The sequence below is a fragment of the Staphylococcus sp. FSL K6-0223 genome (genome assembly GCF_038008285.1).
The window spans coordinates 343,120-357,957 of record NZ_JBBOYX010000003.1; the positions used below are offsets into that span (position 1 = coordinate 343,120).

The window sequence follows — 14,838 nt, forward strand, 5'->3', positions numbered from 1 at the left end:
ATATAATGATTCCTGGTGAAATAAAAGTTAAAAGTACAGAAATAGAAATCAATAAACATCATCCTGAAACTGTTATTGAAGTAAAGAACACAGGTGACAGACCTATCCAAGTTGGTTCTCATTTTCATTTCTTTGAAGCTAATAAAGCTTTAGCATTTGATCGCGAAAAAGCTTATGGAAAGCATTTAGATATCCCTGCTGGAGCTGCTGTTAGATTTGAACCTGGTGACGAAAAGGAAGTTCAACTTGTTGAATATGCTGGTCATCGTAAAATCTTTGGTTTCCGCGGTTTGGTCAATGGTGATATAGACGAAGAACGCGTCTATCGTCCAACTGGTAAAAATGACGAAAATGCTGGCATTTTCAGTGATGAAGGCGAACAAAATGCGAATAAAAAAGGTGGTAAGCAATAATGAGTTTTAAAATGACACAATCTCAGTATACAAGCTTATACGGTCCTACCGTTGGTGATTCAGTGAGATTAGGAGACACAAACCTTTTCGCACAAGTTGAAAAAGACTATGCTAATTTCGGTGATGAAGCTACTTTCGGTGGTGGTAAATCGATTCGCGATGGCATGGCACAAAATCCGAATGTGACCCGAGATGATAGAAACGTAGCAGATCTTGTATTAACGAATGCCCTAATTATCGATTATGACAAAGTTGTCAAAGCAGATATTGGAGTTAAAAATGGCTACATTTTCAAAATTGGTAAAGCAGGCAATCCTGATATTATGGATAATGTAGATATTATTATTGGTTCAAACACTGACATTATCGCTGCAGAAGGTAAAATCGTTACAGCCGGAGGTATAGATACACACGTACACTTTATCAATCCGGAACAAGCTGAAGTAGCCCTTGAGAGCGGTATTACTACACATATTGGTGGTGGTACTGGTGCATCTGAAGGTACTAAAGCAACTACTGTGACTCCAGGCCCATGGCATATACATCGTATGTTAGAAGCCGCAGAAGAACTCCCTATTAATGTAGGATTTACTGGTAAAGGTCAGGCCGTAAATCATACAGCGCTGATTGAACAAATTCATGCTGGTGTAATCGGTCTTAAAGTACACGAAGACTGGGGTGCTACGCCTTCAGCATTAAGTCATGCATTAGATGTCGCAGACGAATTTGATATCCAAATCGCACTTCATGCGGATACGTTAAACGAAGCTGGCTTTATGGAAGATACGATGGCAGCTGTTAAAAATAGAGTGTTACACATGTACCATACTGAAGGTGCTGGTGGCGGACATGCTCCAGACTTAATTAAATCCGCTGCTTATCCAAATATTTTACCGTCCTCTACGAATCCTACCCTACCTTATACACATAATACCGTAGATGAACACTTAGATATGGTAATGATTACCCATCATTTAAATGCTTCTATACCTGAAGATATTGCTTTCGCAGATTCAAGAATTCGTAAAGAAACGATTGCGGCCGAAGACGTACTTCAAGATATGGGCGTATTCAGTATGATTAGTTCTGACTCACAAGCAATGGGACGTGTGGGTGAAGTGATTATTCGTACTTGGCAAGTTGCCCACCGCATGAAAGAGCAACGCGGATTACTAGAAGGTGACTCTGAATATAATGACAATAATCGTATTAAAAGATATATTGCTAAATATACAATTAACCCTGCTATCACTCATGGTATTTCAGATTACGTTGGTTCAATTGAACCGGGTAAATTTGCCGACCTTGTCGTGTGGGACCCAGCATTCTTCGGTGTTAAACCTGAACTCATCGTTAAGGGGGGCTAATTAATTCAGCTGTGAACGGTGATGCCAATGGTTCTATACCAACTTCAGAACCACAAAAATATCGTAAAATGTATGGTCAATACGGTGGTAACATCACTCATACAGCAATGACTTTTGTATCAAACACTGCTTACGAAAATGGTATATCCCGTCAATTAAATTTACAACGCGTGGTTCGTCCTGTTAAAAATATACGTCAGTTATCTAAAGCAGATATGAAAAATAATAATGCTACACCTAAATTAGATGTAGATCCACAAACCTATGAAGTATTTGTAGATGGTGAAAAAATCACTAGTGAAGCTGCTACTGAATTACCATTAACTCAAAGATACTTCTTATTCTAGGAGGCATACAAATGATTATCGAAGAAATTCAAGGCAACATTGCGAATTTATCTCCTGAAGAGAAACAAAAACACATTGAAAAAGTTTACTTAGAGAACTCTGATTTAGTAAAAAGAATTCAACGTGTCAAAACTGATCACGGTAATGAAATAGGTATCAGATTAAAACAACCGATTGATTTACAATACGGCGATATCTTATACCAAGATGAAACAAATATGATTGTGGTCGACGTAAACTCTGAAGATTTATTAGTAATTAAGCCTAGAAACCTTAAAGAGATGGGAGATATTGCACATCAACTCGGAAATCGTCACCTTCCAGCACAATTTACAGATACTGAAATGTTAGTTCAATATGACTATTTAGTTGAAGATTTACTTAAGCAATTAGGTATTCCTTTTAATCATGAAGATAGAAAGGTAAATCAAGCATTTAGACATATAGGACATTCTCATGATTGATCATCAACATCTAAGACTTTTTCAGTTCTGTGATTCTCAATTTCCGACTGGTGCATTTAGTCACTCATTTGGTCTTGAAACTTATATTCAACGACAGACGGTACATGATGCTGAATCATTTACACAGTGGCTTACACTCTTTTTAAATGAACAGTTGACCTATTCAGATGGTTTGGCAATGCGAATTGTATACGATGCTTTAGAAAATAATAATCAGACAAAAATTTTGGACATCGATAAAAAAATATTTGTTCAAAGTGTGCCTAAAGAAACTCGAGTTGGTACGAAACAAATGGGCACGAGAATGGTTAAATTGGCAATGGAACTTTATGATGCACCGTGGATCCAGTGGTATCATGAACAAATGAATCTCAAAAAAGCAAAGCTACATCCTGCGATATGCTTTACTATTTTAGGTCATCATTTAGGAATGAACATTGACACAATCATAGATTATTATTTATACCAAAACGTATCTAGTTTAACTCAGAACGCTGTTAGAGCTATCCCTCTTGGTCAAACTGCCGGACAAAAAGTCGTAACGAACATGATTCCATATATTGAAAAAACACGTCAACACATATTAGAGCTAGCAGAATCTGATTTTGGTATGACTGCTCCAGGATTAGAACTAAACCAAATGGAACATGAAAACGTGAATGTGAGAATATTTATATCATAGGAGGCATATTTTATGGCTGAACCAATTAGAATTGGAATTGGAGGACCTGTAGGTGCAGGTAAAACTCAATTAATAGAAAAAGTTGTTAAACGTCTATCTCAAGAAATGAGTATCGGTGTCATAACTAACGATATTTACACTAAAGAAGATGAAAAAATATTAGTCAATAGCGGTGTGCTACCTGAAGATAGAATTATCGGTGTAGAAACAGGTGGTTGCCCGCATACTGCAATCCGTGAAGATGCTTCTATGAACTTTGCTGCTATTGATGAATTATTAGAACGCAATGATGACATTGAACTCATTTTCATTGAATCTGGTGGCGATAATTTAGCAGCTACTTTTAGTCCTGAACTTGTAGACTTTTCAATTTATATTATTGATGTGGCTCAAGGTGAGAAAATTCCTCGCAAAGGCGGACAAGGAATGATTAAATCTGATTTCTTCATTATAAATAAAACAGATTTAGCTCCTTATGTTGGTGCTTCGTTAGAACAAATGGCAGAAGATACGAAAGTCTTTCGTCGTAACCGCCCTTTCGCTTTCACTAATTTGAAAACGGATGAAGGTCTAGATGAAGTGATTGAATGGATTGAGCGAGATACACTACTTAAAGGATTAGCTTAATGGCACAATCTAAATGGACAGGAGAACTCGACTTAACAGTCTTTAATAACGGGCATCGTTCCGTTGCTCGAAATATCTTTTTTGAGAAAGCACTGAAAGTCCTTCGTCCTGTGTATCTTAATCAATCTACAATTCCAACATTTTATATTGTTAACGTAGGTGGTGGCTATTTAGATGGAGATCGGTATCGTCTAAACATAAATCTTGAAGAAAACGCCCAAGTTACCTTAACATCTCAAGGCGCCACAAAAATATACAAGACACTAAATGATCGCGTAGAACAATATCAATCTTTCAATTTGGCGAATCACTCTTATATGGAATTTGTAGCCGATCCAATTATCGCTTATGAAAATGCGAAATTCTATCAACATAATACGTTTCGTTTAGAAGCTGAAAGTTCTATGTTTTACACAGATATTCTAACGCCTGGCTATTCTTCAGACGATCATGATTTCACTTATAAATATATGCACTTAATTAATGAAATTTACGTAGAAGACGAGTTAGTCACATATGATAATATGCTATTAAACCCTGAGAAAAATCAACTTAGTTCAATAGGCTATATGGAAGACTATACACATTTAGGCTCAGCTTATTTTATTCATCCCAAAGTAAATCAGAATCTTATTGATGATATTTATAAACAAGTTTCGCATTATGAAAATGAATTGAATTGTAGATTAGGCATTACACAGTTACCCACACACGGACTTGCAATACGTATTTTAGCGAATCGTACACAAACTATCGAAAAAATATTAACGAAAGTTCAATCATATATCGCTCAAGTACTTTATCAGCGCGAAATAGATTTTTTAAGAAAATATTAACTATTATTCACATTAAAAGACTAGGCATACTATTCCGATAGTAGACCTAGTCTTTTTTTAGAAATCTTCATCCTTAAAACACACATGAAACTTCAGTTCTCTAGTATTTTTTAAATATATTGTTCTAATTCAACAATTAATTTTTTAATTTTCTCTCGTTGCTCCGCTGTTACAAATACAATAACTGTTCTTTCATCATGCACGCTTCGTTTTTTTGATAATAAATTCAAGTCTTTTAATTTTTGTAATGCTTTAGTTAAATAATAAGGTTTAAATTCTGAACATGTAGCAATTTCTTTAGAAGAGATTTCGTTAGATTCACTTTTTAAAATGTGATTAAGAATATAAATTTCTTCATAATTTAAATTATATTGCTTTTTAGTATCTCTGAAAAACTTTTTTACTTGAAATGTAGCATTGATCAAATCATTGATATCTTTGATTTTTCCCATATTAAAACCACTCCTCTGATGCACATCTTGTTGTAGCAAGGTTCACATGTATTTTATCTAACCGAAAATTTCTCCGCCCATGTTACAAAATACATTTTAAACAAATAGGTATAAAAATTCAATATTTTTATTACTACAAAATGCATTTATAGATTTATTTCTTAACCTATACATTTATATAAGTGAATTTGATGTAATTTAAAAATTATAATCCAATTTATATAACACTAATTGCATCATAGTAATTTTAAAATTTTATATAATTCCTATCAGTTTAATTAGCTTTATCGCATAGTCGACAAGAGTGGTTTTTATTGTTTACTATTCTTTACTGTTCATAAGCATACCAATATTTTGGAGTATTAATGAATAACTTAGCATATACTAGTTATTGAATTTTCTGTTTAACATAATCTACAAATGCTTGAACATCTTCAGTTTTAATTTGTTTCATAGGCACTTTACCGATATTAAATTCAAACATAATATCTTTGCCATCAAATTCCACTTGATTTACTTCATCATATCTAATATTTCTATAATAGAATTGACCATTCATATCTACATTCATAATCAAACGTTCATTAGTAGCAATGAATGCACCTTCAAATTCACTTTGCCCCTGTACATTGTATTCAATGATACCTAAAACAGAAGGTCCTTTCTTTTCAGTTGGGAACAAATCGTCCGGATTTACATTATCTAAAATCATTATCTATTCTCCTTACTTTATCAAATCAATTTTGTTTTATAGTCGTTCTATTCCCGTTTCCAAGCTATTGTAACATTCACTAATGGTTGATTTAATGTAGTCCACTTTTTCTTCATTAACACTTAAAACAATATTTCTCTCATCTTCAGTACTTCTACTTTTATTAATATATCCTTTGGCATACAATTTTTTGATGATAGGGCTGACTGTAACAACCCCTTTTAATAAATGAGCTTTAATATTTTTATAAGTGGATGGTTCATTATTAATAATCAGTAGCCCTAATATATATAACTCTTCTAAAGATAGCTGGTCTTGAGATGGCACTTTTTCAATGCTTTCAAATTGGTCATGACAATTTAAATAATAAGGAAGTGCAGTATGTTGATTAATGTAAGCGATGGATTTAGATTTTAATTCTAAAAATGATTTAAAACCCTCAAACATAAGCGCTATTTTTTCATGTTGCACTGCTGATAGACATATGATTAATCGACGTTGATCAAGCGGATCACGTTTTTTAGTGAGCCAATTAAAATCATATAGTTGATTTATTAATTTAAGAAGATGGTTTTTTGAATAATTTCTATAAAAGATAATAGCATTCAAACTTAATCCTTCTTTATGTTTCTCAGTAAAATGGTATATGAATTGTAATAATTTTAATTGTTCCACCGTTAAATTATAGGAAACTCTCAAATATTCTATCGAAATGTGATCTAATACAAAGTGAGCTAGAAAACTTTTAATCTTCTGTTGATGCATATGATGACAATCCTCTCTTAGCAACCAACCACGCTCTACAATAAAATAAGAAATTTAATATGGGCAATACTATCTTTAGGAATTTCTATCGAAGATGTTGAAATTTCTTTGAAATTTAATTTTGCTAACCAATGGTGTTGATGATAAAGCATTAGATTGTCCAGACTATTGTTCTCACTTATCGCATACCTTTGAATATCGAAATACTCTACCTCTGCATGATTGAGTTGTTTAATATCTGAAAAAATTAATCGATATTGATTCACATTCATCTTTGATTTGATATTTAAAAAATATGTAATTACTTGATACTCGTGTTTATATCGAGTCATTACCATCTGGTTATTTCTATAAACTATTTCGCCTCTCAGTTGGTTTAACATACTGATTACATAAGATACTAACTGGAATGCATTCGGCTCTTGTTGAGCTATATTAACTACCACATATTTTTCTAAATAAGGTAACGATAAACCACTCACTTTATCATATTGATTCATTAATAATCTTATATAATCAATTGTTTGTATATTTAGTAGTTTTTCCTTATTTTTTATTAATTGGTCTACTTCAATAATTATTTTAGACTGATGAATATCGAGGACCTCTAATAAGTTAATCGGTATCATTATTTTATCCACATCATTTACTATTCGCGCTAAACCTAACTCTTCATATTGGCCAGGTTTTACTCGATAAATCAATTGATAATCATCAAAATACTTATTAATAGATTGTTGTAACTGGTGGATTAAACTACACTTAACTTCTTCTATTAAAAAACCTAATTGAAAATGATTAAATTGACGCAAAAATATAAATAATACTTCCAATGCTTGATGAAATGACATTTTCTCTGTTGAGTTAAATACATCTGAACTTGAAGTTGATACTTTAAATATAGGATGCATATTTAAATCAGATATAAATTGAAGAAGTTGTAACAACTCTTTTATAAACGACTCTCTATCTTTAAATATATCTTTATAATTTAAATCTACTATATAATGTACATTTCCTTTATTGATATTTAGTGCTCTTTTCATGTTTAGAAATGAACATTGGTCAAAATAATTATTGTTAATGTGTTCAATATAAAAGTCCGGTGATTGAAATATATTGTTACTTTCTGCCACTTTAATTGTACGCTCTTCTATTTCAAGTGAAGTTTCTTCTCTGAATTCACTTAGGGACTTTAGAATATGTCGATTTAAATCAATTTCTTCAGATTTATTTTGGAAGATAGACGTTGCTATATAATCTCTTCTAATTAATTTAGGTGTGTTTCCATAAGTATCTTTAAATAATTGTATAAATCGAGAATAATGGTGGAAGCCATGATCAATTGCTATCTCTTCTATCGGTCGACGTGTAGTTAAAATATCATTTAGACAAAACTTTAAACGTAGATGGTTAAGGTATTGGTTAAATGTTTGAAAGGGCGTTTCTTTAAACATACTTGTAAGTGTTTGATTAGATAACTGAACTGCATTAGCTAAGTCTTGCTTATTTATTTTATTTTCATGGTGATTAACTAAATATTCATGAATTTCTTCTGAAATGTACATTTTTTGATTAAATGGGTGGTCAGTATTCTCAAAATGACTTAGTTCAACCATTAAATACAGAATTAATTTATTGGCCTCTGTTTTGTAAGCTTTTTTTAGAGTATGTAATTCCAATAACTTTATTATCCAAAATTTAACTCTTTCTTGCTCATTTTTATTTATTTTTAGACCATTAGATAACATTGAGTTATTCGCAATTCTAAGATATGAATCATAAGGTATATCAATAACACAGCAAATTGAATCATTTTCACTTTTAAATGAGTATGTATCATTTAAAAGTACGAATGCAATTTCATCTTTAATTAATTCATACTTGTTCAAATTAATAGTTAACTCACTCTTACCTTGTAAACAATAGAATACTCTTACATTTAATGCTTTAGTTGTTTTAATAGCTAATTGATTAAAAACACGTATCGAATAATTCTCTCTCATATGTCTGCCTCACGATGTAGTATTGTGTTTTTGTTTATTAAAATTCTCCCCGATTGTTAAAAACTAAATTTAACTAGACAACATCTATATTTCATTCTTAATTATACAATCTTTAAATTTTTAGCTGTAGCAAATTAGATTAATATTATATCAATTTTATTTTTAATTTAAATAGCTTTACCTATTATTTTTTGATTAATATCCTTAATAAATCTTTCAATATCCACACAAACGATTTATTGAACAGACAAACATCATCTAGTTTATTCAATATATAATTCAATAAATATTTAAATACATTTGCTTTAAAGAATTTTCTGTAATTTTACAGTGTTGTAACAACAAAATATGTTTTTTAATTCAAATAAAAATAAAATGCCGTCATAATCGTTTTCCAACAGATTCGACTAAAATGTTGGATTATAACAAACCGTGTAACAATATTAGCAAAAAATTACAAAACGTTAACAAGCCACACAAGCATACTTTTTTCTGATAAAGTATTGCTTGTCGTTAAAAAAGAACGAAAGAAATTAGTAACTCATTGGTCACATGACTATTAAATAAAAAAGATAATTTAATTCTCAGGAGGATATTTAACAATGAAAAAAATCGCTACAGCTACAATCGCAACTGCGGGAATCGCTACTTTCGCTTTTGCACACAACGATGCTCACGCAGCAGAACAAAATAATGGTGGTTATAATCCAAATGATCCAACTTCATATAGTTACTCATACACTATCGATCAACAAGGAGATTACCACTACACTTGGAAAGGTAACTGGAGCCCAGATCGTTTAAATTCTCATAACAATTATAGTTACAGTAACTACTCAAATAATAATTACAATAGCAGTAATTATAGTAATTCTAATAACCAAACTGGTGGCTTAGGTGCTAACTATTCTTCAACAAGTCGTAACGTACATGTAACAACAACTTCTGCTCCATCTTCAAATGGTGTGTCATTATCAAACGCATCTTCAGCAGGTGGTAACTTATATACTTCAGGTCAATGTACATACTATGTATATGATAAAGTTGGTGGAAAAATTGGCTCTACTTGGGGTAACGCTAATAACTGGGCAAACGCTGCCGCTTCAGCAGGATATACAGTAAATAACTCACCTTCACAAGGTGCGATTTTACAAACTTCACAAGGTGCATTTGGTCACGTTGCTTATGTTGAGAGTGTCAACAGCAATGGTTCAATTACTGTTTCAGAAATGAACTATGGCCACGGTGTAGGTGTTGTAACATCACGTACTATCTCAGCTAGTCAAGCTGCTTCTTATAATTATATTCACTAATAATGCAATTATATTTAATAACGTCAAGCATTCATTCCATTTTAGGTATGAATGCTTTTTTTATTCATTGAATGCCCTATCAATTTAAAAATAATTAAACATAAAAAAGGCCTATTACTTAGAAAGTAATAGGCTAAAAATAGTTTTTTCTAAAACAAATTCAAATGTTCTTGTTTAGTCTTTCTATATCATTTTAAAATTGATAATTAAGATGTATAAAAGAATTCGTTACATACAGTCAAGTATTTATTGCGCTACAAAATAAATACAATCACTATATAGAAGGATATTAATATGCTAAAACCAACACTAGATATAATCGCTACAAGTTATATCTATGTATATTGTTTCAACATATTTAGTATATTCCACTCTGTAAAAATATTAAACTTAACTTTTATTTAATTTCTTTATACCTATACCTGTAAAACCGTAAGTAATTGCTATTAGTGCACACAAGTAACAAGGTACTGTCCAAATAAAGAAATCTCCTACTGACACATTTAATTGGTGTGAATAATATATACCTGAAGTTCCCCATGGAATAAGTGGTAAAATCATAGTGCTTGAATCTTCAAGTGTTCGAGATAATACCGATCTTGATAAATTCATCTTTTCAAACATTTCTTTCATTAACACACCAACCATGATAATTACAATAGAAGCAACACCTGCTGCAAAAACAAGCATCAAACTACAAACCACTGTAATAAGTATAAGAGTTCCAACTGATTTTACACCTTTAGATACAGTATTTAACATGACATCTAAGCATCCTGCTTTTTCTACAATACCTGCAAAGGCATAGCCACAAAAAATAGTAACAATAATTTCTGTCATGCTCATCATACCACCTTGTTCTATTAAAGTGGTCACATTCTTAGATAAGTGTGATTGATTTACCATACTATGATTAAAACCTTCAAACATTGCTTTCAAACCATCAACTATATTGAAATGATTATTAAATGTTCCAACAATTAAAGCACTTAAACTAGAAATGAGCATGGAAGGTACTGTAGAGACTCTTAGAAATAAACAAACCGCAATTACAACTAAAGGAATCCATACAATTAAATTAATGTTATAAACTTTATCTAACTCATGGAGTAATGTCTGTATTTGTTTAGGATTCGTATGACCTTTTGAATGCAATCCCGCAAAGAACCACACAATCATGCCAATGATGGATGCAGGAATTGTTGTCCACATCATTGATTTGATATGAGCAAAGATATTCACTTTAGTAACTAATGCGGCTAAATTAGTTGTATCTGATAAAGGCGACATTTTATCGCCAAACACTGCGCCTGCAATAATTGCACCTGCAGCCATACCAGGCGCTACGCCTAACTGATTTGAAATTGAAATCAATGCTATACCTGCTGTGGATGCTGACCCCCAAGCTGTACCTGTAGCGACCGAAGTAATTGCACTAATGATAAATGCAGAAACTAAAAAATAACTCGGATTTAAGAACTTTAAGCCATAATAAATCAATGCTGGCACTGTTCCAGAAAACATCCAACTGCCAACTATAATCCCTACGGCTAAAATGATAAAAATAGCAGGCATAGCTGTAGTAAGCCTCTTAGTTATACCTTCTTCTAAATCTTCCCATCTTAACCCAACTCGATATGCAATAAATGCAGCATAAGCTGATGATATTAATAATAATATCTGAATAGGTATATTAAAGAAGATAAATCCTATTACTACCACTATTACCATAAATATAATCGTAGATAAGGACTCCAAAAATGTGGGTTTCCTATACTTATGCGTCATATTAAATGCTCCCTTCAGCAGTTTTTTGATGCAAAACCTCTTTTCGTAAACTTGTGATTAAATTTTTATTCTAAATCTAATTTTTCTAAACCTAATTCTTCTATTGTCAACCCTTCTTCAAAGAAGTCTCGTTCGAGAATTGTTGATGCGATAACTATAACCGCATCAATATTAGGTGTTGGTACATCTATAACTCTCCCTAAACTAGACCATAAGACTAATCCATAAGCGATATCTTCAGTTAAATATCTATTTTCTACATGGTTAGGTCCCGGTATTTTAGAAAATACTGGACTCGTATTAAATAGACGATTTAAAGGTTCATCTTCATCTTGTCGTTCTAAATAACCTCTTTGAATACGAGATTCTTTTGCTGTAGATAACTCAAACCCTAATTTTCTCCCTAAATTCAATCGTTCAAGTTCAATCGCATGTAATAATCGAACTGTATGTTTAGTTATCCCTTCTTTATATAATGAGAAATTCTCAGCATAATCTATTCGACCTACGTTTAGTAAAGTAGGACCCGGGTGTACTTCTGGGTTACCATTCTCTAGATTTGTCTTTAACAGACTTTCCTCTTTAACTAGATATTCATAAATTTGTGATACTTTTTCGTAACTATCATTTAATTCACTTCTATCAAATGTTGAGAAAAATACTCTACGTACATTAAGTGATAAATCTACTCGCGCATTTTCAAAATCAACACGTGTACCATAAGTAAGCGTGTTGGCTTCAGCAAAATTAGGGTGTACATCAATGTGACGATCCTCTAAAACGTTCATAAAACGAATAGATCCCATAGAAGCAGCTATGTTGAAAAAGATAAGATGTTTATCTGTCACAAAATGAGACATGACTTTAGCATAATATTCAATAAAGGATGATGGAATAATGACTTGAACGATATCTGCATCTTCTAGAACATATTCAATATCATCACTAATATTTGTGAAAGGTATAAATTTTTCTTGTCCTTCATTATTAAAATCAAAACCGCCTTTTTCGAAAGCAGCATTAAATTTTTCAATTGACTCGTTACGACAATACAATCTTACGTCATGACCTTTGTCTACCATATCGACAGCCGCAGTTACTGCACCATTACCTGAACCTACAATAGCTATTTTCATAATTTTCCTTCTTTCTTCATTAAAATAGTTGCGTTCATGTTTGTTAATTTAAATAATCCAATAAAAAAGGAGTGGGTCTGAATTCATCAATCGTATAGGAAGAATTCTGCGGCCCGCCCCGCGATAACTATAAATAACGTGTTTAATAAGTATGAGTCAAAGCCATTCACTTACTCAAAAACATGACTTCTTCTGTATAATAACAATACTATATAACCGAATAAACCATTTTTTAAACTTATTCAATATTTAAAGTTGAAAATTTAAATTTATCATTTAATAATATATTTTATTTTGATATAGTAATAAGTGTATTATGTATATAAATAATAAATTCGGAGGCTATTCATTATGAATAATAGTGAAAATCATCGTTTTGATCATTCAGAAACAACTTCAGAAAGTCAAATGTCATCTCAAAACTTAAATAGTGAACGAAACCAATCTACTCAAAATAGTGATTACCAACAATATAATAGAAGCAATCAGTATACTTCACAAGAAAACAATCAAATCGCAAAAGATGAAGAGCAAGACGAGCGATTAATGTCAATGTTAATTTATCTATTAGGTTTATTTACAAGTTTTATTGGTCCACTTGTCATATGGTTAGTAAAACGAAAAGATTCTAAACTTATAGATACAGCTGGAAAGACATATCTAAATTACTACATTTCTTATTTTATATATTCTGTAGTTGCAGTGATTTTAGTCTATGGCTTTCTTTTCATATCAACCTTGAGTGATAATAATACAGGTATTCAAATTTTTGCATTAATTTGTATGTTAATTCTCACTCTTGCCTTACTTGTTTTATCAATTATTAGTATAGTATGTACTATTATTGGGTGCGTTAAGTATTTTTCAGGTAAAACCTATAAAATACCATTCAGCCTCCCTATCATAAAATAAAAGTTAGGTCTTATTTTATTACAATAACCTGTAACAAAAGCTTAAGTTTTTAAACAACAAAACCTATTTAATTTTAAGAGCAGTGCTTCATTGAAGTTTTGTAACACACTGTAACCTTGACTAACGTTTATTACAACGATGGTCAAGGTTTTTTTAATTGGTTTACGAAAGCGTAACATCAATCACAAACATAAAATATTTTGTTAGAGTTGTTGTGTCGTCAAAGATGACGAATAAATAACATAAAATGATATATTCTTACTCATTGGTCGCTACACCTTTAAGATATATCATATGAATGTTTTATTTTTGGGAGGACTTTTAATTATGAAAAAATTAGTTACAATTACTACATTAACAGCAGGTATTGGTGCATCTTTATTTGGAACTACGACAAACGCACATGCTGCAGAAAATAGTCATGGTAATCAACAGTGGAATCAACATTCTCACCATCCCATGAACAATGGTTTTCAAGAACATAATAATCACTTGAAGCATTTTAACTATCACCCTCAACGTCCATTTAACTACTACAAGGATCAGCATAGCTTAAATCAAAATACACGCACACACACTTTTAAAAATACAATTACAACATCAGCTGACTTAAACTCCTCATCAAGCTCTAATTCAAGCAGCTCATCTACTACGTCAACTAAGACAACGTCTTCTTCAGGAAACTTATATACAGCTGGTCAATGTACTTGGTATGTTTATGATAAAGTTGGAGGTAAGATAGGTTCAACTTGGGGTAACGCAAATAACTGGGCAACATCAGCTCAATCAGCTGGTTATACTGTTAATCATACTCCAGAAAAAGGCTCAATTCTTCAATCATCTGCAGGTGCATATGGACATGTTGCTTATGTAGAGAGTGTTGGTAGTGATGGTTCAGTTACTGTATCAGAAATGAATTATAATGGTGGACCATACGTTGTAGATACACGTACAATCTCATCTAGTGAAGCAAGTTCTTACAATTACATTCACCTCGACTAAACACTATATTTTCAAC

General features: G+C 31.8%; 14 protein-coding genes and 1 pseudogene. 9 read left to right on the top strand and 6 right to left on the bottom strand.

What is annotated here, in order from left to right:
• Positions 1-5: 5 nt before the first annotated feature.
• The 6 genes and pseudogenes from MHI13_RS19005 (at position 6) to MHI13_RS19030 (ending at position 4,736) form a co-directional block, all read left to right on the top strand.
• On the top strand, positions 6-413 hold the full coding sequence (locus tag MHI13_RS19005; protein WP_064210190.1) for an urease subunit beta: 408 nt from the start codon (positions 6-8) through the stop codon (positions 411-413).
• A pseudogene (gene ureC / locus MHI13_RS19010) lies at positions 413-2,127 on the top strand (urease subunit alpha). Before MHI13_RS19005 ends, ureC begins: the two are co-directional and overlap by 1 nt.
• Before the next feature lie 11 nt (positions 2,128-2,138).
• A complete protein-coding gene (gene ureE / locus MHI13_RS19015) occupies positions 2,139-2,591 on the top strand; it encodes an urease accessory protein UreE (protein ID WP_002432939.1) in 453 nt (150 codons plus the stop codon).
• Positions 2,584-3,273 (top strand): urease accessory protein UreF, encoded by a 690-nt coding sequence (locus MHI13_RS19020; protein WP_002432764.1) that lies wholly within the window; start codon positions 2,584-2,586, stop codon positions 3,271-3,273. The genes ureE and MHI13_RS19020 overlap by 8 nt, the downstream gene beginning before the upstream one ends.
• A 12-nt stretch (positions 3,274-3,285) precedes the next feature.
• Positions 3,286-3,900 (top strand): urease accessory protein UreG, encoded by a 615-nt coding sequence (gene ureG, locus MHI13_RS19025; RefSeq protein ID WP_002453820.1) that lies wholly within the window; start codon positions 3,286-3,288, stop codon positions 3,898-3,900.
• Positions 3,900-4,736: an urease accessory protein UreD gene (locus tag MHI13_RS19030; RefSeq protein ID WP_047796593.1), complete on the top strand. Its 837-nt coding sequence runs from the start codon at positions 3,900-3,902 to the stop codon at positions 4,734-4,736. The genes ureG and MHI13_RS19030 overlap by 1 nt, the downstream gene beginning before the upstream one ends.
• A 110-nt stretch (positions 4,737-4,846) precedes the next feature.
• On the opposite strand, the gene MHI13_RS19035 is transcribed toward MHI13_RS19030, so the two are convergent.
• From MHI13_RS19035 to MHI13_RS19050, 4 genes are all read right to left on the bottom strand, one after another.
• On the bottom strand, positions 4,847-5,188 hold the full coding sequence (locus MHI13_RS19035; RefSeq protein ID WP_340761811.1) for a SarA family transcriptional regulator: 342 nt from the start codon (positions 5,186-5,188) through the stop codon (positions 4,847-4,849).
• Positions 5,189-5,576: 388 nt separating this feature from the next.
• On the bottom strand, positions 5,577-5,900 hold the full coding sequence (locus tag MHI13_RS19040; protein WP_002432947.1) for a PH domain-containing protein: 324 nt from the start codon (positions 5,898-5,900) through the stop codon (positions 5,577-5,579).
• Positions 5,901-5,936: 36 nt separating this feature from the next.
• Complete coding sequence (locus MHI13_RS19045; protein WP_064210189.1) at positions 5,937-6,665, bottom strand: transcriptional regulator, SarA/Rot family; 729 nt, start codon at positions 6,663-6,665, stop codon at positions 5,937-5,939.
• A gap of 35 nt (positions 6,666-6,700) precedes the next feature.
• Positions 6,701-8,671 carry a helix-turn-helix transcriptional regulator gene (locus tag MHI13_RS19050; RefSeq protein ID WP_064210188.1) on the bottom strand — a complete coding sequence of 657 codons (1,971 nt, stop codon included), beginning with the start codon at positions 8,669-8,671 and terminating at the stop codon, positions 6,701-6,703.
• Positions 8,672-9,273: 602 nt separating this feature from the next.
• Between MHI13_RS19050 and MHI13_RS19055 the strand changes: the two genes are divergently transcribed.
• Positions 9,274-9,984: a CHAP domain-containing protein gene (locus tag MHI13_RS19055; RefSeq protein WP_023351283.1), complete on the top strand. Its 711-nt coding sequence runs from the start codon at positions 9,274-9,276 to the stop codon at positions 9,982-9,984.
• A gap of 390 nt (positions 9,985-10,374) precedes the next feature.
• On the opposite strand, the gene nhaC is transcribed toward MHI13_RS19055, so the two are convergent.
• Positions 10,375-11,772, bottom strand: a complete 1,398-nt coding sequence (gene nhaC, locus MHI13_RS19060) for a Na+/H+ antiporter NhaC (RefSeq protein ID WP_002432773.1) — start codon at positions 11,770-11,772, stop codon at positions 10,375-10,377.
• Positions 11,773-11,837: 65 nt separating this feature from the next.
• On the bottom strand, positions 11,838-12,908 hold the full coding sequence (locus MHI13_RS19065; protein WP_002432785.1) for an NAD/NADP octopine/nopaline dehydrogenase family protein: 1,071 nt from the start codon (positions 12,906-12,908) through the stop codon (positions 11,838-11,840).
• Between the two features lie 351 nt (positions 12,909-13,259).
• Here MHI13_RS19065 and MHI13_RS19070 point away from each other — a divergent pair, with 351 nt between their 5' ends.
• Entirely contained in the window at positions 13,260-13,820 is a 561-nt protein-coding gene (locus MHI13_RS19070) for a DUF4870 domain-containing protein (RefSeq protein ID WP_064210187.1), read from the top strand.
• Between the two features lie 327 nt (positions 13,821-14,147).
• Positions 14,148-14,822, top strand: coding sequence for a CHAP domain-containing protein (locus MHI13_RS19075; RefSeq protein ID WP_064210186.1), 675 nt, complete (start codon positions 14,148-14,150; stop codon positions 14,820-14,822).
• Positions 14,823-14,838 lie beyond the last annotated feature (16 nt).

What these genes read in the sequence shown, in the direction of transcription:
- MHI13_RS19005 (WP_064210190.1), top strand. Translation starts at nt 6, where the DNA reads ATGATTCCTGGTGAAATAAAAGTTAAAAGTACAGAAATAGAAATCAAT.
- ureE (WP_002432939.1), top strand. Translation starts at nt 2,139, where the DNA reads ATGATTATCGAAGAAATTCAAGGCAACATTGCGAATTTATCTCCTGAA.
- MHI13_RS19020 (WP_002432764.1), top strand. Translation starts at nt 2,584, where the DNA reads ATGATTGATCATCAACATCTAAGACTTTTTCAGTTCTGTGATTCTCAA.
- ureG (WP_002453820.1), top strand. Translation starts at nt 3,286, where the DNA reads ATGGCTGAACCAATTAGAATTGGAATTGGAGGACCTGTAGGTGCAGGT.
- MHI13_RS19030 (WP_047796593.1), top strand. Translation starts at nt 3,900, where the DNA reads ATGGCACAATCTAAATGGACAGGAGAACTCGACTTAACAGTCTTTAAT.
- MHI13_RS19035 (WP_340761811.1), bottom strand. Translation starts at nt 5,188, where the DNA reads ATGGGAAAAATCAAAGATATCAATGATTTGATCAATGCTACATTTCAA.
- MHI13_RS19040 (WP_002432947.1), bottom strand. Translation starts at nt 5,900, where the DNA reads ATGATTTTAGATAATGTAAATCCGGACGATTTGTTCCCAACTGAAAAG.
- MHI13_RS19045 (WP_064210189.1), bottom strand. Translation starts at nt 6,665, where the DNA reads ATGCATCAACAGAAGATTAAAAGTTTTCTAGCTCACTTTGTATTAGAT.
- MHI13_RS19050 (WP_064210188.1), bottom strand. Translation starts at nt 8,671, where the DNA reads ATGAGAGAGAATTATTCGATACGTGTTTTTAATCAATTAGCTATTAAA.
- MHI13_RS19055 (WP_023351283.1), top strand. Translation starts at nt 9,274, where the DNA reads ATGAAAAAAATCGCTACAGCTACAATCGCAACTGCGGGAATCGCTACT.
- nhaC (WP_002432773.1), bottom strand. Translation starts at nt 11,772, where the DNA reads ATGACGCATAAGTATAGGAAACCCACATTTTTGGAGTCCTTATCTACG.
- MHI13_RS19065 (WP_002432785.1), bottom strand. Translation starts at nt 12,908, where the DNA reads ATGAAAATAGCTATTGTAGGTTCAGGTAATGGTGCAGTAACTGCGGCT.
- MHI13_RS19070 (WP_064210187.1), top strand. Translation starts at nt 13,260, where the DNA reads ATGAATAATAGTGAAAATCATCGTTTTGATCATTCAGAAACAACTTCA.
- MHI13_RS19075 (WP_064210186.1), top strand. Translation starts at nt 14,148, where the DNA reads ATGAAAAAATTAGTTACAATTACTACATTAACAGCAGGTATTGGTGCA.